The sequence below is a fragment of the Dyella sp. NPDC103356 genome, assembly GCF_055584465.1.
On record NZ_JBVJLZ010000011.1, the window covers coordinates 90,148 to 108,038 of the forward strand.

At 62.3% G+C, this 17,891-nt stretch carries 20 protein-coding genes; 3 read left to right on the plus strand and 17 right to left on the minus strand.

Features of this window, described 5'->3' with window-relative positions; genetic code table 11:
- Nucleotides 1-301 precede the first annotated feature (301 nt).
- From ACZ6WW_RS20800 to phnG, 7 genes are read right to left on the minus strand one after another with little or no spacing between them, the layout of a single operon-like run.
- The gene (locus ACZ6WW_RS20800; RefSeq protein ID WP_465275896.1) at nt 302-1,444 is read right to left on the minus strand and encodes an alpha-D-ribose 1-methylphosphonate 5-triphosphate diphosphatase; all 1,143 of its coding nucleotides are present in this window, start codon (nt 1,442-1,444) and stop codon (nt 302-304) included.
- Between the two features lie 23 nt (nt 1,445-1,467).
- On the minus strand, nt 1,468-2,172 hold the full coding sequence (gene phnL / locus ACZ6WW_RS20805) for a phosphonate C-P lyase system protein PhnL (protein ID WP_465275897.1): 705 nt from the start codon (nt 2,170-2,172) through the stop codon (nt 1,468-1,470).
- Nucleotides 2,169-2,939, minus strand: coding sequence for a phosphonate C-P lyase system protein PhnK (gene phnK / locus ACZ6WW_RS20810; protein WP_281850087.1), 771 nt, complete (start codon nt 2,937-2,939; stop codon nt 2,169-2,171). Before phnK ends, phnL begins: the two co-directional genes overlap by 4 nt.
- Nucleotides 2,936-3,775: an alpha-D-ribose 1-methylphosphonate 5-phosphate C-P-lyase PhnJ gene (locus ACZ6WW_RS20815; protein WP_465275898.1), complete on the minus strand. Its 840-nt coding sequence runs from the start codon at nt 3,773-3,775 to the stop codon at nt 2,936-2,938. Before ACZ6WW_RS20815 ends, phnK begins: the two co-directional genes overlap by 4 nt.
- Nucleotides 3,772-4,887: a carbon-phosphorus lyase complex subunit gene (locus ACZ6WW_RS20820; RefSeq protein ID WP_465275899.1), complete on the minus strand. Its 1,116-nt coding sequence runs from the start codon at nt 4,885-4,887 to the stop codon at nt 3,772-3,774. The genes ACZ6WW_RS20815 and ACZ6WW_RS20820 overlap by 4 nt, the downstream gene beginning before the upstream one ends.
- Nucleotides 4,888-5,463 (minus strand): phosphonate C-P lyase system protein PhnH, encoded by a 576-nt coding sequence (phnH, locus tag ACZ6WW_RS20825; protein ID WP_465275900.1) that lies wholly within the window; start codon nt 5,461-5,463, stop codon nt 4,888-4,890.
- Nucleotides 5,463-5,909 (minus strand): phosphonate C-P lyase system protein PhnG, encoded by a 447-nt coding sequence (gene phnG, locus ACZ6WW_RS20830; RefSeq protein WP_465275901.1) that lies wholly within the window; start codon nt 5,907-5,909, stop codon nt 5,463-5,465. The genes phnH and phnG overlap by 1 nt, the downstream gene beginning before the upstream one ends.
- Nucleotides 5,910-6,037: 128 nt before the next feature.
- Between phnG and phnF the strand changes: the two genes are divergently transcribed.
- From phnF to phnN, 3 genes are read left to right on the plus strand one after another with little or no spacing between them, the layout of a single operon-like run.
- Nucleotides 6,038-6,769, plus strand: coding sequence for a phosphonate metabolism transcriptional regulator PhnF (gene phnF / locus ACZ6WW_RS20835; protein WP_281850082.1), 732 nt, complete (start codon nt 6,038-6,040; stop codon nt 6,767-6,769).
- A complete protein-coding gene (locus ACZ6WW_RS20840) occupies nt 6,769-7,428 on the plus strand; it encodes a DUF1045 domain-containing protein (protein ID WP_465275902.1) in 660 nt (219 codons plus the stop codon). Before phnF ends, ACZ6WW_RS20840 begins: the two co-directional genes overlap by 1 nt.
- On the plus strand, nt 7,425-7,976 hold the full coding sequence (phnN, locus tag ACZ6WW_RS20845; RefSeq protein ID WP_465275903.1) for a phosphonate metabolism protein/1,5-bisphosphokinase (PRPP-forming) PhnN: 552 nt from the start codon (nt 7,425-7,427) through the stop codon (nt 7,974-7,976). The genes ACZ6WW_RS20840 and phnN overlap by 4 nt, the downstream gene beginning before the upstream one ends.
- A gap of 215 nt (nt 7,977-8,191) precedes the next feature.
- Here the strand turns inward: phnN and ACZ6WW_RS20850 are convergent, their stop codons facing one another.
- From ACZ6WW_RS20850 to ACZ6WW_RS20895, 10 genes are all read right to left on the minus strand, one after another.
- Entirely contained in the window at nt 8,192-9,487 is a 1,296-nt protein-coding gene (locus ACZ6WW_RS20850; RefSeq protein ID WP_465275904.1) for a DUF5690 family protein, read from the minus strand.
- A 138-nt stretch (nt 9,488-9,625) separates the two neighbouring features.
- Nucleotides 9,626-11,278 carry a M28 family metallopeptidase gene (locus tag ACZ6WW_RS20855; RefSeq protein ID WP_465275905.1) on the minus strand — a complete coding sequence of 551 codons (1,653 nt, stop codon included), beginning with the start codon at nt 11,276-11,278 and terminating at the stop codon, nt 9,626-9,628.
- Between the two features lie 367 nt (nt 11,279-11,645).
- A complete protein-coding gene (locus ACZ6WW_RS20860) occupies nt 11,646-12,575 on the minus strand; it encodes an alpha/beta fold hydrolase (protein ID WP_465275906.1) in 930 nt (309 codons plus the stop codon).
- A gap of 98 nt (nt 12,576-12,673) precedes the next feature.
- Complete coding sequence (locus tag ACZ6WW_RS20865) at nt 12,674-13,273, minus strand: cytochrome c3 family protein (protein WP_465275907.1); 600 nt, start codon at nt 13,271-13,273, stop codon at nt 12,674-12,676.
- Between the two features lies 1 nt (nt 13,274).
- Nucleotides 13,275-13,835 (minus strand): nitrate reductase cytochrome c-type subunit, encoded by a 561-nt coding sequence (locus ACZ6WW_RS20870; RefSeq protein WP_465275908.1) that lies wholly within the window; start codon nt 13,833-13,835, stop codon nt 13,275-13,277.
- A 10-nt stretch (nt 13,836-13,845) separates the two neighbouring features.
- Nucleotides 13,846-16,341: a periplasmic nitrate reductase subunit alpha gene (gene napA, locus ACZ6WW_RS20875; RefSeq protein ID WP_465275909.1), complete on the minus strand. Its 2,496-nt coding sequence runs from the start codon at nt 16,339-16,341 to the stop codon at nt 13,846-13,848.
- Entirely contained in the window at nt 16,338-16,631 is a 294-nt protein-coding gene (locus tag ACZ6WW_RS20880; RefSeq protein ID WP_465275910.1) for a chaperone NapD, read from the minus strand. The genes napA and ACZ6WW_RS20880 overlap by 4 nt, the downstream gene beginning before the upstream one ends.
- Complete coding sequence (napF, locus tag ACZ6WW_RS20885) at nt 16,621-17,145, minus strand: ferredoxin-type protein NapF (protein WP_465275911.1); 525 nt, start codon at nt 17,143-17,145, stop codon at nt 16,621-16,623. Before napF ends, ACZ6WW_RS20880 begins: the two co-directional genes overlap by 11 nt.
- A gap of 2 nt (nt 17,146-17,147) precedes the next feature.
- Entirely contained in the window at nt 17,148-17,303 is a 156-nt protein-coding gene (locus ACZ6WW_RS20890; RefSeq protein WP_281850070.1) for a periplasmic nitrate reductase, NapE protein, read from the minus strand.
- Between the two features lie 167 nt (nt 17,304-17,470).
- Complete coding sequence (locus ACZ6WW_RS20895) at nt 17,471-17,887, minus strand: PepSY domain-containing protein (RefSeq protein WP_281850069.1); 417 nt, start codon at nt 17,885-17,887, stop codon at nt 17,471-17,473.
- Nucleotides 17,888-17,891 lie beyond the last annotated feature (4 nt).

Here is a 17,891-nt window from a genome sequence, read left to right on the forward strand (position 1 = left end):
TGTCTAGATGGGTTTTGTTGGGGGTGTTTTCTGAGTGAACGTTGGCTTCGTTCATTTTCGAAGTTTCTCAACTTCGTCATTCCGGCGTAGGCCGGAACCCAGTGGACGTGCGCCGGATTTGTGCGCGAGGCGTCGTGGCGGTGAGGGCTTAAAGCGTTCCCCCTCACCCCAACCCTCTCCCCCGGCAAAGCCAGGGGAGAGGGGGCTGACTGAGGTGAGCCTTCAACACTGCGAGCTTTTGCTCCCTCTCCCCTGGCTTTGCCGGGGGAAAGGGTTGGGGTGAGGGGGGCTCTTGGTGGAGTTAGAAACCGCGCACGCCTTCAACCCAGACCTGCCGAATGATCGGCAAGTCGTTTATCACCTTCATGCGAACCACATCACCACGCAGGCCTTCTGCAAGCGCGCCGCGATCGGATAGTTCCAATGCACGTGCGGGATTGGCGGTGACGGTGGCGATGGCACGCGGCATCGACCAGCCGGCTTCGCTGTGCAGCATGAACGCGCCGTGCAAGAGGCTGGCAGGGACGTAGTCAGACGAGAGCATATCCAATCGATCCAGTCTCGCCAGATCCAGTGCGGCGACATTGCCCGAATGCGAGCCGCCGCGTACGACATTGGGTGCGCCCATGACCGTGCTCATGCCGCGCTGATGTGCTGCCGTGGCGGCTTCGGCAGTGGTGGGAAATTCGCAAATGGTGATGCCGATGCCGTGGGCATGTTCCACGTGCGCCAACTCTGTGTCGTCATGGCTGGCGAGTATCACTTGCCTGTCACTCAACAGGTCGAGAACGGCACGCTCGTGCTTGTCGCTATAGGTCTGCTGTTGCTGCAGGCGCCGCTCCACTACATCGGCAAATTGCGCTTCGGTCCAGCTCGCGTGGTGCTTGCTGTAGTACTTGCGGTACTGCTGGATGTCACGGTACTGGCGCTGACCGGGGGTGTGATCCATCAGCGACACCAGGCGCACGCTGTCGTGATCGAGCAGAGGCTCCAGTGCTTCGAGCAGGCGTGGGTACGCAAGTTCGCAACGCAGGTGTATCCAGTGGTCGGCGCGCAAGGCGCCGCTGCGCTGACCATCGAGGATGGCATCATAGGTGCTGCGCAACGTTTCGATGCGCACGCTTTCTTCTTCGAGGTCGCCGACCGAAAGCGCATCGAATACGGTAGTGATGCCGGCGGCGACGACCTGCGCGTCGTGCGTGAGCACTGCGGGCAAAGACGGCCAGATAACGCCGGCACGTGGCATCAGGTGTTTTTCGAGGTTGTCGGTATGCAGTTCGATCAAGCCGGGGATCAGGTAGTCGCCTTCGCAATCGATAGCGCCGGCAGTCTGAGTCTGGCTGGTATCGGCATGCGCGATGCGGCCGTCGCGGATATGCAGCGTGCCGTGTATCACGCTGTCGTCGAGCACGATATGGGCGTTGGTAAGAATCAGGTCATTCATCATGATGATCGGCAAGAAATAGGTCAGGCCGCTTCGAGCGGGCGCATGGAAAACAATCGGGTGGCGACACGGTCGCGCATGTCCTCGTCGTGAAAGATGCCGAGGATGGCCGCGCCCTTCGCGCGAGCTTCCTCCAGCAATCTGGCGACGACATGGCGATTGGCGGCGTCGAGCGAGGCGGTGGGTTCGTCGAGCAAGAGAATCGGACGCGGCACGATCAGCCCGCGCGCGATGTTTACCCGCTGCTGCTCGCCGCCCGAGAACGTTCCCGGTGGCAGCTGCCACAGCCGCTCGGGCACGTTGAGCCGGTGCAGCAATGCGCCGGCTTGCTGTCGTGCCTGGGCGATATCGCAACCGCTTTCGATCAGTGGCTCGGCAACGATGTCCAGCGCCGGTACGCGCGGGATGACGCGCAGGAACTGGCTCACATAGCCCAGCGATCGTCGGCGCACATCGATGATCTGCTGCGGCGAGGCGGTGGCCATGTCCAGCAGTTCGCCGTTGTGGCGAATAAACAGCGCGCCGCTGGAGATGCGGTAGTTGGCATAGATCACCCGCAGCAGGGTGCTTTTGCCGGCGCCGGAGGGCCCGGCCAGCACCACGCATTCGCCGGGGAATAGCTGCAGATCGAGGTCTTCGAGCACGTTGATATGCGTATCGTGCTGGTGATGCAGCTCGAAGTGTTTGCCCAGGCTGCGCAGTTCGAGCAGGGGATACGAAGGGGTCATGTGGTCAGCACCGATGAAACCAGCAGTTGCGTATAGGGATGTTGCGGGTCGTCGAGGATCTGGTCGGTCAGGCCGGTTTCCACCACGCGGCCACGCTGCATCACCATCGTGCGGGCGGCAAGCAGGCGCGCCACGGCCAGATCATGCGTCACCATGACGGCGGCCAGTCCAAGCTCGCCGACCAGGCGGCGCAGCAGGTCGAGAATACGTGCCTGCACCGACACATCCAGTCCGGCGGTCGGTTCATCCATGAATACCAGGCGTGGCTGCGTTACGAGTGTGCGGGCGATCTGCAGGCGCTGCTGCATGCCGCCGGAGAAGCTGCTCGGCGCATCGTCGATACGCGCCGGATCGATCTCTACCCGCTCCAGCCACTGCATGGCAGTGTCGCGCAATTGGCCATAGTGGCGCGAGCCCAGGGCCATCAAGCGCTCGGCGACATTTGCGCCGGCGCTGACATTGAGCCGCAGGCCATCGCGCGGATTCTGCGTGACGAAACCCCATTCCTCGCGCGACAGGCGCCGCCGATCGGCTTCGCTCAGATCATGCAGGTCGAGCCAGCCGCCATCGCGCTGTCGATAGCGCATGCTGCCCATCGTGGGCGCGAGTTGGCCCGCGACGGTGTTGAGCAAGGTCGACTTGCCCGATCCGGACTCGCCGACAATGCATAGCAGTTCGCCGGGGTGTACATCGAAATCGATCTGCTCGCAGCCGATGCGGTCGCCGTAGTGACGGCTCAGGTTGCGTACTTCAAGCAATGCGCTCATGCCGCCGCCTCCGTGCGGCGTTGGCCGCAATAATCGGTATCGGAGCAGACGAACATGCGCGTGCCGCGGTCATCGGTGACCACTTCATCGAGATAACTCTCGCCCGAGCCACACAAGGCGCAATGTTCTTTCCAGCGCTGCACTTCAAAAGGATGGTCATCGAACGCCAGGCTTTCCACGCGGGTATACGGCGGTATGGCGTACAGACGCTTTTCGCGTCCGGCGCCGAACAGCATCAACGCGGGCGCGCGATCGAGTTTTGGATTGTCGAACTTGGGAATCGGTGAGGGCGAGGTCAGGAACCGTCCGTTGACCAGCACAGGGTAATCGTAACTGGTGGCGATATGGCCGTACTGGGCAATGTCTTCGTACAACTTCACGTGCATCAATCCGTAGTCGGCCAGGGCGTGCATCGTCCGGGTTTCGGATTCACGCGGCTCCAGCGTACGCAGCGGTTCAGGCTCGGGGACCTGGAACACCAGGATTTGATCTTCCCGTAGCGGTGTTTCAGGAATGCGATGGCGGGTCTGGATCACCGTGGCCTCGCCGGTACGTTCGGTGGTGGCCACACCGGCCACGCGGGAAAAAAACTTCCGGATATTGACCGCATTGGTGGTGTCGTCCGCCCCCTGGTCGATCACCTTGAGCACGTCATCGGGGCCGAGCAGGGCGGCGGTGACCTGGATGCCGCCGGTGCCCCAGCCATAGGGCAAGGGCATTTCGCGGCTGCCGAACGGTACCTGGTAGCCCGGAATGGCCACGGCCTTGAGCAGCGCGCGGCGCAGCATGCGCTTGGTGTTTTCGTCGAGAAAGGCGAAGTTGTAATCGTGGCTCATGATGCGGCCTCCGCCGGTTCGCGCACGGCTTTCTGTTCGGGCACGTCGGTTGTCTGCCGTGCGTGTTGTTCGCTCAACGTGCGCAGCAGCGACAGTTCGGCCTGGAAATCCACGTAGTGCGGCAGCTTCAGGTGCTGCACGAAACCGGATGCCTCCACGTTGTCCGAATGCGACAGCACGAACTCCTGGTTCTGCGCCGGGGCCTGCTCGCTTTCGCCCAGCTCGTCGCAGCGCAGTGCGCGATCGACCAGGGCCATCGACATCGCCTTGCGTTCGCCTTCGCCCATGCTCAGCCCATAGCCGCGCGTGAATTGCGGCGGCAGGCCGTTGCCGCCCTGGAACTGGTTGATCATCTGGCATTCGGTCAGCACGATGCTGCCGATCTCGATATCGAAGCCGAGTTCTTCCGGACAGATGATCACATCGACTTCGCCCATCCGTATTTCGCCGGCAAACGGGTGGCTCTCGGCGTAGCCGCGCTGGGTGGAGTAGGCCATGCCAAGCAGGAAGCCTTCGTCACCACGTGCGAGGTTCTGCAGACGCGTGGCGCGGTCGGCGGGAAACATCAGCGGCTCACGGGTGAGGTCGACCGGTTGCGGGTCGCCTTGCGCATCGACCGGCTCGATCAGGGCTTCGGCGTCGAGCAGGTCGAGCACGCGCGGCATGCGTTCGGCCAGCGGTTCGTCCGCGCGTTCTATCGAGACCTCGCCCGTGGCCTGAAAGTCGAGCAGCCGCTGCGTGTAGTCATACGTGGGCCCCAGCACCTGGCCACCCGGGACGTCCTTGAACGTGCCCGAGACGCGGCGTTGCACGCGCATGGCGGCGGTATCCATCGGCAAGGTGTAGCCGAAGCGCGGCAGTGTGGTGCGATAGGCGCGCAGCAGGAAGATCGCCTCCAGCATGTCGCCCGCGGCCTGGCGGATCGCCAGGGCGGCAAGTTCTTCGTCGTAGAGCGAGCCTTCCTGCATCACCCGCGCAACGCCCAGGCGCAACTGCTCGCGAATCTGCGCTATGCCCAGCTCGGGAAGCGCGGTGTCGCCACGTCGCGCCTCGGCAAGCAGATCGAGCGAACGCGCAATGGCGCGTTCGCCACCTTTGACGGCTACGTACATTCAACTCTCCAGACGATGGGTGGTGCGCGGCAAGGCGGCAACCCGGGTGGCATCGGCGAAATACATATCCAGGCCCAGCGGCGAGCGCGATGTCAGCGCAGTGCGTTGCTGCCAGAACGAAGCCGGCAGCCCTTCGATCGCCAGTCGCTGTTCGTGCTCGATGCCGGGGCCGTTGAAGCGATCACCCTGGCCGGCATGCATGGCAGGAACCTGCACGATCAGGCTGGTAGAGCGGTCCGGGTAATACGGATCACCCAGCGAGAAGGTGTCGAGCGCGGGCATCGCTTCCGGCATGGTGACCAGGGCGAAATCCGCCTGCGCGTGATCGGGCACGATCTTTACGCCGGTGTGAAAGCGCAGGTAGTGCAGGGCCTGCGCGTCGGCTTGCTGCAGCCACAGCGTGACGTCGGCATCGCACAGGGTCAGCAACACAGCCATGACAGCCGGCGCTATCGGTGGCGGAGACGGCGGCAGTGCCGGCAGCGAACGCGGCTGGGCCGGGCGGGCCATGGCCTGCAGCAGTTCGCGAAAGGTGGCCTGGGATTCGAAAACAGGGTGTTCAAAAGCAGCCAGCATCATTCGCCTCGCACGACGGTAAAGAATTCGACCTTGCTTGCGGCGGCCTTGCGGCTCTGGTCCTCGCGCCGCATCTGCTGGGATCGCTGCAGTGGCGCCAGCACCTGGGTGCTGACCTGTTCGTGCCGGGCCGGGTCTTGCAGCAAGGCATCGGCCAGGGCGGCCAGTTCGGCATGTCGACGGTCGCTGCCGCGGACCCAGGCATGACCGATGCGGTCGCCGAGCTGGAGGCTGCAGCGGGTAACGCTGACTTCGCCCAGGTTGAACGGCGCGCCGGAGCCGCCGATACGCCCGCGCAGCATGTACAGACCGGTTTGCGGCGGCCGCAGCCAGGTGACGTCGGTGGGTTGTTCCAGGCCGTGCATGGCGTCGGCCAGCTCGGTCAGCGGGGCTTGCGCGAGCAGGGACATCCATTGCGCACGAGCCATGTGGGGGAGGGTGTACATGTCTGTTCCCGGGCTTGTAACAAATGTCTAGTTATCTAGACAGACCGAAACGCAGGCTCCGGCGTGAGCATTCAAGCAACGGAGCGTGCAGCTGCCATGACGATGACTAGACAGGCGGGTGAAGTGGTATGAGCGAGGTAGAACGTGGCCGCGGCGTCGCGCTGTGGAGCCAGATCGGCGACATCCTGGCCGAAGACATCCTCAAGGGGCGCCTGCCGCAGGGCCAGCAATTGCCGTCGGCGCAGGAGCTGGCCACGCGATTCGATGTGAACCGCCACACCGTGCGTCGCGCCATCGCCGCACTGGAACAGCGCAACCTGGTGCGTACCGAACAGGGACGCGGCAGTTTCGTGCAGGAGCAGGCGCTGGACTATGCCATCAGCCGGCGCACGCGGTTCACCCAGAACATGCGCAACCTCAATGTCGAGGCGGATATCGAAGTACTGGAGGACATCCGTGAAATACCGCCGTCACAAGTGGCCGAGGCCTTGGGCCTGGGGCGCAAGGAGTACGTCTATCGCATCGAGACGCTCAGCCATGCCGACGGCCATATCGTCGACTACAGCACGGCTTACTTTCCGGCGGCACGCTTTCCGGGTCTGCCAACTGTATACAGGCGTCTTCAATCGGTAACGCGCACACTGGGAGAATTCGGCGTCGTCGATTACGTGCGCAAGCACACCCGCGTCTGTGCTCGCCTGCCCGATGCACACGCAGCCAAATTGATGAAGCAGCCGATCGGCCGCCCGGTGCTCCATGTGCAGTCGATCAATGCCGACACTCGCGGCATGCCGGTGCAATACGGCGTGACGCGCTTTTCCGGAGACTGGGTGCAACTGGTACTGATGGCCGACGACTGATGCGCTACGCGATCTACTACTGTCCGCAAGCCGGGACCGCGTTGGCGAGCATGGGCCAGGCGTGGCTGAGCGCCCATGCCAGAGTTGCCAGCATCGCGCCGCAGCGCCTGGACGAACTTCTGCGCGATGCACGCCGTTATGGCTGGCATGCGACGATTCGTGCGCCTTTCAGCCTCATGACCGGTCACACGTTCGATGATCTGCGGCGCGTGGTGGTGTCGATCGCCAACACCATGCATGCGTTCGACTTGCCGCTGCGCCTGGACTCGCTCGCTGGTTTTCTCGCCTTGCGGCCGGAGAGCGCCAGCGGGCGCATCGAGGCGCTGGCGGCCACCTGCCTGCATGCCCTGCATCCGCTGTGTGCGCCGCTGGACGAGGAGACGCGTCGTCGGCGTGCGCATGGCCTGGATCCGGTCGAACGCGAATTGCTGCGTCGTTACGGTTACCCCTATGTGCTGGACCGCTACCGCTTCCACATGACGTTGGCCGCACCCGCGTCTCCGCCAGAAGAGCGTGCCTTGCGTGTCGCCATCGCCGGCCATGGCATGGACGCTGCGATAGCGCATATCGATGCATTGGCGATTTGTTGCGAACCTTTTCCGGGCGCGGATTTCGAAGAGCTGGAACAGATACCCCTGGTCATCAAGGAAGCGGCATGACAAACGGACGTCTCTACTATGTGATGGGCCCCTCCGGCGCCGGCAAGGACAGCGTGTTGGGCTGGGTACGCGAACATGGCGTGCCATTGGGCGTGGTGTGCGCGCATCGTTACATCACCCGTCCGGCCCTGGCCGGCGGCGAGAATCACGTCGCGCTCAGCGAACAGGAATTTGCCGCGCGCGAGCAACGCGGCCTGTTCGTACTGACGTGGACGGCACATGGCCTGCGCTATGGCATCGGCCGCGAAATCGAGCACTGGATGAACCGCGGAGCGGACGTCCTGGTGAATGGCTCACGCGGCGCGTTTGCCGACGCGCTGAAGCGCTTTCCGAATCTGCAGCCGGTAGTGATTACCGCCAATGTAGAGACCCTCGCCGCGCGTCTTGGCGCACGAGGCCGCGAGAGCCAGGCGGAGATCGACGCACGTGTGGCGCGTAGCGCGGCCTATGCGGTACCGCCGGGGGCGCTGGTAATCCAGAACGACGGCAGCCTGGCCCATGCGGGATCCTTGCTGCTCGATACGATACGGATGCGTCACGCTAGCTGAAAGGCACCTCGAATAACCTCAGTTTTTCCCATCGTCATCCCGGCGTAGGCCGGGACCCAGTGACTTGGTGGCCGGTTGTCGCGAGCGCCATCAAGGATTTGCTCTATCGCGAAGACCGCGAACCGAAGCCACTGGGTTCCGGCCTGCGCCGGAATGACGAATAGGAGAGGTCTTACAGCTGCCCTGATGTACCGGTAGCGCCGCGGCGCTAACGGTCAGGCGGCGGCAGGCAGCGGCAGGGCCGCGGTGGCGCTGCGCGCCTTTGCCCTGAAATAGAGCATCGACGCCAAGGTCACCAGCAGGCCCAGGCTCGACAGCACCATGACGGTCTGTGCGTAGAACGTGGCCCAGGAAAGCTGCAGGCCACTGAACTGCTTGAGCAGTACCACGGCGACGCTGCCCAGGTAGCCGCTGGCATCGGCGATATACATCACGAAACCCACATTGCCGGCGACCTTGAAGCTGGCCAGCATGCGTTCGAAGAACGTGGCGTTATAAGGCACATACGCCAGATACAGGCCGAAGCCGCTGCCACCGACCCACAGCAGCGGGCTGATCAGGCGATGGCTGTGCAGCCACGTGCTGAGAATGGCGATGGCAAAGCCGCTGAAGATCAGCACATGGTTGAGCATCAGCGCCTTGAAGTTGTCGCGCACCGCCATGGTCGCGGCGGTGATCAGCAGCACGGCGATGGCGATGGGAATTTCCGTCTTGCTGAAGATCGATGCGTCGCCGCCGTAGCCGAGATCGGCCCATATTTCGGCGGCAAAGTTGTCACGGAAATCACGCGCCACTGTCAGCGCGATATACGCCACCACGATCATGGCCACGCCAGGCAGAAAGCGTGCCAGGAACGCGCGCCGCGCCGCGGCATCCATCGGCACGCGCACATGGCGTTCGGCGATATCGCGCGCATCCGGGGCCGGCAACCGTTCGAGCAACCACGTGGCGAGGCACAGCGGTGGTACGAACAGCATGCCGGTAGCAAACGGCATCCAGAACTCACTTACGCCATGCGACACCATCAACCACATGGCCACCGATTTGACGACGCCCGAGGCGACGATAAAGCTCGCGCACATGCAGGCTGCCATCAGCTCGGTCCCGCGGCGGCCTTCGAGATAGCCAAAGATCACGCCCCATACCATGCCTAGCGGAAGGCCATTCAAGAACAGAAAGGCGATATTCCATGGTGCAGGCGTCAAGGCGAAGCCGAGCAGGGCGAGCCATGCCACGCCGATGAGTTTGGCCAGCGCCAGCGCGCGGCTTTCGCGCTGCATCTGGGCGATCCAGGTAATCCCGCGAAACTTGCTAAGCATGTAGCCGAACACTTGTGCGATCACCAGCCAGACTTTGTAGTCGACACCGGCGAAGTGCATGCCGTCGAAGGAGGCGGCGGTGAACGGCTTGCGAAACGCATACATCGACGCGTAGGCAAGAAACGCCGCGGCGCCGGCCAGCAGGCTGGTGGCGAGTGGGTGGTGTCGCAGGCGGAACAGTGAGCCGGGCACGCGGGCAATCCGTCGAAAGGATGCCGGCAGGGTGGCGGGGGGAGGTTACAGTGCTGTGGCGCGGGCTAGGCGAGTGGCCGGTGTTGGTGGCCCCGGAAACAAGGCGAGGCGTCTGACCGCCCCGCCTTGCAGCGCCGTTTACTTCCGATCCGCCGCGGACGCGTCACGCGCCGCGCGGAACTCCGAATCGGAGCTCCAGTTCGGCCAGGCGTTCGAATTGGCCAGATCGCTACCCAGCGTGTAGAGAATCTGCAGATCGCGCGCCATGCCGGTGAACGACCAGCTTGCCTGCCATTCGTCCGAGGGCTGGTGATAGTGGTTGGTGGTGTATTCCTCCGCTGCCTTCTTGCCGGCCGCTACGCCGCCATCGACCCAGTCGTCACCCGATTCGAACGACAAGGCGGGCACGCCGCGCTTGGCGAACGAGAAGTGATCGGAGCGGAAGAAGCCGCCGGCCTCGGGGCGTGGATCGGGCGAGTAGGTCAGGTTCCAGCGCTTGGCGGTCGCGGTGAGCTGGTCCAGCAGATCCAGCTTGGCATTGCCGGAGATGGCGAAGTTGCGCGCCGGGCCGTTCGGACTGAGCGCGTCCATATTGATCACCGCCACGGTCTTGCCCAGCGAATAGAGCGGCTTGTTCGCGTAGTACTCCGAGCCGAGCAGGCCCTTTTCCTCGGCGGTGACATTGAGAAACACGATCGATCGTTCCGGCTTGGGCGCCTTGGCGAATGCACGCGCCAATTCGATCAGCGAAGCGGTGCCGGTGCCGTTGTCGACCGCGCCGTTGTAGATACGGTCGCCCTTGGCATCCGGCGCGCCGACGCCGAGATGATCCCAGTGCGCGCTGTAGATCACCGTCTGATCGGGATACTTGCTGCCTTCGATGCGGCCGACGATATTGTGCGAGGTGATCACTTTCGAATCGACCTTGAACGACGCGGAGAAGCTTTCGCCCTTGAGCACCACCGGCTTGAAGTCACGCGTTTGCGCCAGCTTTTTCAAGGCTTCGAAATCCAGCCCGGCATCCTTGAACATGGCGATGGCCTGATCGCGCTGGATCCACGATTCGATCTGCGGATGCACGCTCGGCGGCTTGTCGCGCACGATGTCGAACATCGCATTGGTGTTGGAGTTTTTCACCGTGGCCCAGCCGTACGATGCCGGTGCGGTTTCGTGCACCACCATCACGCCGAGCGCGCCCAGACGCGCGGCTTCTTCGAACTTGTAGGTCCAGCGGCCGTAATAGGTCATGGCCTTGCCGCCGAAATCGCCCTGGCCGGTTTCGAAATCGGGGTCGTTGATCAGCACCACGGCGATCTTGCCGTGCAGATCCACGCCCTTGAAGTCGTCCCACTTGCGTTCCGGCGCACTGACGCCGTAGCCGACGAAGACCAGTGGCGCATCCTTGATCGATACGCTCTTGCTGCCGTCCAGCGGCGCGCGCAAGGCAATCTGCTCGCCCTGCGTCAGGGCCTGTGTCTTGCCTGCCAGGTTGAAGCTGAGCGCCGGCGTGCCGACGATCTCGGTGCGCAGCAGCGGCACCGCCTGGGTCCATTCGCGCTTGCCGTTTTTCAGGTCGCCGCCGGGCTGGATGCCTTCGGCCTTGAACTGGGAGACGACGAAGTCGATGGTTTTGGTCTCACCGGCCGTATCCGGACCGCGACCTTCGAACGCATCGGAGGAAAGCGTTTTGACGTCCGACGACAGACGCTGGGGATCGATGGTCGGTGCGTCGGCGGCGTACACGGCCGAGACGATGGAGAAGGCAAGCAGGGTTAAGGCGAGTCGTTGCACTGTCGGCTACCTCTGTGGGGTTACCTGCCGATAGTAAAGCACCTGTGGAAGGTAATTGTAGGAGCGACATCCATCCGCTTCGGATGGTCGCGACTGAAGGGAGCCTCTAATAACCTCAGATTTTCTTATCGTCATCCCGGCGCAGGCCGGGACCCAGTGGCATCAGTTTTCGGTTCTCGCGATAGAGCTGACGTTTTCAGGCTATCGCGATAACCGTTCGCAAGGCCACTGGGTTCCGGCCTACGCCGGAATGACGAGTAGGAGATCTTTCGAGGTTCCCTGAAGTCGCTCCTGCAAGCTAGCCAGGCCTTCCCTATTTTGTAGGAGCGGCTTCAGTCGCGACCACCCGTGGCGTAACCGTAGCCCATCAATGCACCGACGCGATAAATTCATCCAACACCTGCTGAAACTTCACCGGCTGATCGAGCATCACAAAATGCCGCGCCGGCGAAATCGAAACGACCTTGGCATTAGGCGCATTGGCCAACAGGCTCTTGTAGTAGTCAGCTTTCTGCTGTTCGCTCATTTTCATCGGGCCCGTGCTGAAATCGGACTCTTTGTAAGGCGAGATTTCCAAAATCGGCACCGTGGCGTTCTTCAGGCCAGGGCGCAGATCGCTGGCGAGGTCCTCGGCCATGTACTGCGCGGTTGCCTGTATGTCGCTGCGTGCATTCAAGAACGCATAGTGCTCGGCCTGCTCCTGATCGATCATGCCGGTCTGCCGCATATAGGTGAGCTGTTCCGCCTTGAACTGCCCGGGCGTGAACGACGTCATATGTTCCTGCATCTTGGTCGCCATGGTCTTGCGTTGTTCTTCGCTGATGCGATCCATGCCGGGGAACAGCGGCAGGCCGTCGACGGCGACAACACCGGCGATCAGTTCCGGATGCTCGCTGGCAAAGCGCAGCGCAAGCGTGGCGCCCAGGCTGTGACCGACCAGGATGGGTTTGCCGATATGCGCGCTCTGCAGCCAGTTGCCGAGCGACTGGTCGGCGAGGTCGAACAGGTTGCCGCCCTGCTTGGGCATCGGTGTACCGTCGAAGCCGGCCAGGGTGAGCGCATAGACGACATGATTTTTTTCAAGGTTGCCGATGGTGTTCTGCCAGACCCAAGGCCCGCCTCCCAGCCCGGGAATCAGCACGATCGGGCTGCCGTGGTTGCCGTGGCGCTCGATCTTCAAACTTCCTACGGTAGTGGTTTGCGGTGAGCCGGCGGCAAAAGCGTTTGCGCCGACGAGGAAGGACGCGACAAGCAGGGCACTGCCGACTACATGGATAAGGCGGGCGAAGCTACGCATTTGGGTCTCCTTGTGTGTCAAGGTCGCTTGACATGCGCAGGCTAGGCTTCCGCTCCTTGCCTGTCAAGTGTCCTTTACATGGTGTGGGGCGACTTTTCTCAACCCTGCGGTATCCCAGCCATATTGGGCAAGTGGTGGGCAATGCCTTTGTGGCAGTCGATACAGGTCTTTTCGCCCGTCCCCAACCAGAGCTTGTGGATCTGCGCCGCGCGAGGCGATTGCCGGGTGAGGTCCATCGATGCGTAGTTGTGGCAGTTTCGACATTCGAGCGAATCGTTGGCTTTCAATCGCGCCCATTCGTGTTCGGCGAGCACCAGCCGGTGATCGAGAAACTTTTCGCGCGTATCGACCGTACCGAATACTTTCGCCCATACCTCCTTGGACGCCTGCATCTTGCGGGCGATCTTGTCGGTCCACTTATGCGGGACATGGCAGTCGGGGCAGGTGGCACGCACGCCCGAACGGTTACTGTAGTGAATCGTGGTCTTCAGTTCCTGGAAAACGTTGTCGCGCATTTCGTGGCAACCGGTGCAGAAGGCTTCGGTATTGGTGGCCTCGAGGCCGGTATTGAACGCACCCCAGAAAATCACGCCTGCGATAAATCCCCCAAGGGTGAGAAAACCCAGGCTGTAATGCACGCTGGGCCGGCGCAGCGTGTGCCAGAACGAAAGCAGCCATGCCTTGAGTCGCCGCCACATGTCAGTTGGCCTTTCCGTGGGACAACACGGTGTCGATGTCCTGGAAGCCGTTTTCGACCAGCGGCTTGGCGCCGGTTTGCACGACATGACATTGGTTGCAGAAATAACGTCGTGGCGAAATCGTCGCGAGGAACTGATCGTCGCGATCCATGTAATGCGTCACACTGATCGGCGGCGCCTGGAACTTGTCCGCGTTGGCGCGCGAATGGCAGAGCAGGCAGCGATTGGAGTTCTTGTCGACCTGGTAATTGTCGATGCTGTGCGGAATGGTCGGCGGCTGCATCGGGTACGCGCGATTGCGCTTGATATCCGTGTTTTCCACTCGTGCCATGGCCGGTGGTGCGGCTTCCTGGTCGATCGGCACGCCGCGGCGAATAGCGTCGATCTGCTGGCTGGCCGGCCCGGGCACGATCGCTACCGCAGGCAACGGCGGTACCTGCGCCGGTTCGGGTGCGGGCATGCCCGAGTGCAGTTCGGAGGTCCGGCCAGCGATCAGTCCGACGACGAAGGCCGAAACCAGCACGATCAACAGGCCGCCAACGATCAGGGGTTTGTTGTTCATGGCTGTGCTCCTAGACGGCCAGGACCTTGACGGCACACTTCTTGTAGTCGGTCTGCTTGGAGATCGGATCGGTCGCGTCCAAGGTCACCTTGTTGATCAATTGGCCGGCATCGAACCAGGGCACGAAAACCACGCCACGCGGCATCCGGTTGCGCCCGCGCGTTTCGATACGCGAGAGCATTTCGCCGCGTCGCGACACCACGCGCACTTCGTCGCCGCGTTTGAGCCCACGTGCCACCGCGTCATCGGGATGCATGAACACCACGGCTGCGGGAACGGCGCGATAGAGCTCCGGTACACGCATCGTCATCGAACCGGAGTGCCAGTGTTCGAGCACGCGGCCGGTCGCCAGCCAAAGATCGTATTCGTCGTTGGGCGACTCGGCGGGTGGCTCATATGGCAAGGCCCATATCACCGCGCGTCCATCCGGATTGCCATAGAACTCGAAGCCGCTACCGGCCTTGACATAGGGGTCGGAGCCTTCGCGATAACGCCAGAGTGTTTCCTTGCCCTTGACCACCGGCCAGCGAATACCGCGTGCGCGATGGTAGGCATCGAAGTTGTCCAGGTCGTGTCCGTGTCCGCGACCGAACTCGGCGTATTCCTCGAACAGACCCTTCTGCGGATAAAAGCCGAACGCCGCGGCTTCGTCGTTGAGATAGCCCGCCTCGATGTCCGATACCGGGAAGCGATCCACCTTGCCGTTTTTGTACAGCACCTCGTAGAGCGTTTTCCCCTTGAATGCGGGATTGGCCGCAAGGATCGAAGCGGGCCAGCATTCGTCGGTCGTGAAGCGTTTGGAAAATTCCATCAGCTGCCACAAATCCGAACGCGCATCGTTGGGCGCCTTGACCAGCTGGTGCCAGAACTGCGTGCGCCGCTCGGCGTTGCCGTAGGCGCCTTCCTTTTCCACCCACATGGCCGCCGGAAGAATCAGGTCGGCAGCCTGCGCGGTCACGGTCGGGTACACGTCGGAAACAACAATGAAGTTGCCGGGGCGCCGGTAGCCCGGATACGTCTCTTCAAGCAGGTTCGCGCCGGCCTGCATATTGTTGTTGACCATGACCCAGTACGCGTTGAGCTTGCCATCGCGCAATGCCCGGTTCTGTTCGACCGCGTGATAACCCGGTTTCTCCACGATGATGCCGTGGGGGATCTTCCAGATCTCTTCGGCGTGCTTGCGGTGTTCGGGGTTGGTAACCACCATGTCGGCCGGCAAGCGGTGGCTGAAGGTGCCCACTTCGCGCGCCGTACCGCAGGCAGAAGGTTGTCCGGTCAGCGAGAACGGGCTATTGCCGGGCGTGGAGATCTTGCCGGTCAGCAGATGCAGGTTGTAGACCATATTGTTGGCCCACACGCCGCGCGTGTGTTGATTGAAACCCATGGTCCAGAACGACATGACCTTGATGTTCGGGTCCGCATACAACTCCGCGAGCTGTTCGAGCCAGCCGCGGTCCACGCCGGTCATCTCGATGGTTTTTTCCAACGTGTACGGTTCGACAAAGGCCGCGAACTGAGCAAAATCGATCGGGCGCGAGTCGCCCGGGTTCTTGGCGTGCTTGGCGTTGACTTCCAGCGGATTGTCCGGGCGCAGGCCGTAGCCGATATCGTTCACGCCCTGCTTGAACACGGTGTGCTTGTCGACGAAGTCCTTGTTGACACGTCCGCTCTTGATGATGTGGTTGGCGATGTAGTTGAGAATCACCAGATCGGTCTGCGGTGTGAAGACGATCGGGATATCGGCCAGCTCGAAGCTGCGGTGTTCGTAGGTCGATAGCACCGCGACCTTGACCTTGGGATTGGAAAGGCGTCGATCGGTGACGCGCGTCCACAGGATCGGATGCATCTCGGCCATGTTCGAACCCCACAGCACAAAGGCATCGGCCGCTTCGATATCGTCATAGCAACCCATCGGCTCGTCCATACCGAAAGAACGCATGAAGCCCATCACCGCCGACGCCATGCAATGGCGTGCATTGGGATCGATGTGGTTGCTGCGAAAACCTGCCTTCATCAATTTGTTGGCGGCGTAGCCTTCCCACACGGTCCATTGGCCGGAGCCGAACATGCCGATAGCGTCCGCGCCCTTATCCTTGAGAACGCGCTTGAATTGTGCGGCCATCACGTCGAACGCCTCGTCCCACGAGACAGCTTCGAACTCGCCGTCCTTGGCGTAGACGCCGTTGCGCTTGCGCAGCATCGGCTGGGTCAGGCGATCGGTTCCGTACATGATCTTGGACAGGAAATAACCCTTGACGCAGTTGATGCCGCGATTGACCTCGGCATGCACGTCGCCATGCGTGGCAACTACGCGTCCGTCCTTGACCGCAACATTGACGCCACAGCCGGTGCCGCAGAAGCGGCAAGGTGCCTTGTCCCATTTGAGCTGGGTCTGGTCGCCTTCGAGCAGCACGTTGGTGGCGTTGGCCGGCAAGGTCATGCCGGCGGCGCTCGCCGCGGTGGCAACGGCCGTATTGCGGATGAATTCCCGTCGCGTCATCGTCATACATTGGCTCCTGCTGCGGACACCTCATGCAACGGCTTTTCCAGTTCCGCGCGAGGTTCGGCGTGGTGATAGATCAGCGATACGCTCAGTACGCCGCTCAAGTCCTGCATGGCGTCGATGTGGTCCATCAAGCCGCGCTGGTCATCGGTCTCGCACAACACGACGCAGCGGCACGCCTCCTGCAGTGCGATCTCGAGCTCGGCGTGTCGATCGATCAAGGCCTGCAGTCGGGGCAGGGCATCGTGACGGTGCTGGATGAGCAGGCTGGAGATATGCAGTTCACGTGGCATCGCTCGATTCCTTCCAGGGCTTACTCTTCAGGGTGATCGCCTGTGTCGGGCACAGCCCGACGCAGGCGCCGCAGCCGGTGCAGCGCATGGCATCGATGATGGGGGTGGGCACGGCGCCGAGCGCGGGCTGAAATCGAACGGCGCGTTCACCGCACCCATCCTGGCAACTGGCGCAGACCACGCCTCGTTGGGCGAGGCAGCTGTCACCGCTGATGTCGGCGATCCAATGCCACGGAGGGTGTATAGCCTGGCGATCGAGAGCCTTGGTAGAGCAGGCACTCGCACATTCGCCACAGAAGGTACATTCGCCGCGCAAGGGATCGAATGCCGGGTAGCCGCCCGACCCCGGCGCAAGCACCTGCTCAGGGCAGCGGTCGATGCAGTCGTTGCATCGGCTGCACGCATCGAGAAATTCGGGTTCAGCCAATGCCCATGGCGGCCGGATCACCGTGCTCGGCTGTGCTCTCCCTCGCAGCAGTGCTCGACGCAAGGGATCGGGAGCGCGAGCGGCCACCGTCAAACTCCCGGTGGCCCGCTAATGAACATCTGCCAGAACCAGACGATAAAACCGTAGGTCACCACGATGGCGATGGCCAGCATGGGAAAAAGCGCGATAGTCAGCAGCAGGAATGCCCTGCGTTCGGTGCGCTTGAGTTCGAGTGACGAATCCATCCATCCCCCAGATATCGCGGCTGCTGAACCTGGCTTACCCCGAGGTTAGCATGTCCCCATGCCTGATTTTCGTGAGGTATCAGACAGTTGTGGCAACCTCACCATGGCTCGGTCCGACGTCGAATTGAGCCATGTCGAGGTTATCGCAAATAACTGTGATGAACAGGTCAATCGGTTCCGACCACACGTCCCGATTCGGCATCGATCTGTAGCTTGACGTCCTTGCCGGCGTTGTTCTCGGCGCGGGCACGCCACATACCATCGCGGTAATCGACGTCGTGCACGTGGGTATAGCCTTCGGAGGAAAGCGAGGCACGTACGTCGCGTTCACTCAGGCGCGATACCTGGGCATCCGGAAAGGCCTGGCCAGTCTTCGGGTCGATGCGCACGGTGACCTTGGTGCCGTCACCGCTACGGGCATAGGCTTTCCACATGCCGTCGCGGAATTTGAGGTCGTGCACCTTGGTGTAGCCCTGCTGTTCCAGCTGTACGCGTACCTGGCGCTCCGTCAACGCGTCCTGCGCCACGGCAACCCCGGCAACCCCCAGTGCCAGCGCAACGATCAAAGGAGCGATCTTTTTCATGGGA

Bases quoted from the DNA above. Each gene is read 5' to 3' on its own strand.
- ACZ6WW_RS20800 (WP_465275896.1), bottom strand. From the start codon at position 1,444: ATGAATGACCTGATTCTTACCAACGCCCATATCGTGCTCGACGACAGC.
- phnL (WP_465275897.1), bottom strand. From the start codon at position 2,172: ATGACCCCTTCGTATCCCCTGCTCGAACTGCGCAGCCTGGGCAAACAC.
- phnK (WP_281850087.1), bottom strand. From the start codon at position 2,939: ATGAGCGCATTGCTTGAAGTACGCAACCTGAGCCGTCACTACGGCGAC.
- ACZ6WW_RS20815 (WP_465275898.1), bottom strand. From the start codon at position 3,775: ATGAGCCACGATTACAACTTCGCCTTTCTCGACGAAAACACCAAGCGC.
- ACZ6WW_RS20820 (WP_465275899.1), bottom strand. From the start codon at position 4,887: ATGTACGTAGCCGTCAAAGGTGGCGAACGCGCCATTGCGCGTTCGCTC.
- phnH (WP_465275900.1), bottom strand. From the start codon at position 5,463: ATGCTGGCTGCTTTTGAACACCCTGTTTTCGAATCCCAGGCCACCTTT.
- phnG (WP_465275901.1), bottom strand. From the start codon at position 5,909: ATGTACACCCTCCCCCACATGGCTCGTGCGCAATGGATGTCCCTGCTC.
- phnF (WP_281850082.1), top strand. From the start codon at position 6,038: ATGAGCGAGGTAGAACGTGGCCGCGGCGTCGCGCTGTGGAGCCAGATC.
- ACZ6WW_RS20840 (WP_465275902.1), top strand. From the start codon at position 6,769: ATGCGCTACGCGATCTACTACTGTCCGCAAGCCGGGACCGCGTTGGCG.
- phnN (WP_465275903.1), top strand. From the start codon at position 7,425: ATGACAAACGGACGTCTCTACTATGTGATGGGCCCCTCCGGCGCCGGC.
- ACZ6WW_RS20860 (WP_465275906.1), bottom strand. From the start codon at position 12,575: ATGCGTAGCTTCGCCCGCCTTATCCATGTAGTCGGCAGTGCCCTGCTT.
- ACZ6WW_RS20865 (WP_465275907.1), bottom strand. From the start codon at position 13,273: ATGTGGCGGCGACTCAAGGCATGGCTGCTTTCGTTCTGGCACACGCTG.
- ACZ6WW_RS20870 (WP_465275908.1), bottom strand. From the start codon at position 13,835: ATGAACAACAAACCCCTGATCGTTGGCGGCCTGTTGATCGTGCTGGTT.
- napA (WP_465275909.1), bottom strand. From the start codon at position 16,341: ATGACGATGACGCGACGGGAATTCATCCGCAATACGGCCGTTGCCACC.
- ACZ6WW_RS20880 (WP_465275910.1), bottom strand. From the start codon at position 16,631: ATGCCACGTGAACTGCATATCTCCAGCCTGCTCATCCAGCACCGTCAC.
- ACZ6WW_RS20890 (WP_281850070.1), bottom strand. From the start codon at position 17,303: ATGGATTCGTCACTCGAACTCAAGCGCACCGAACGCAGGGCATTCCTG.
- ACZ6WW_RS20895 (WP_281850069.1), bottom strand. From the start codon at position 17,887: ATGAAAAAGATCGCTCCTTTGATCGTTGCGCTGGCACTGGGGGTTGCC.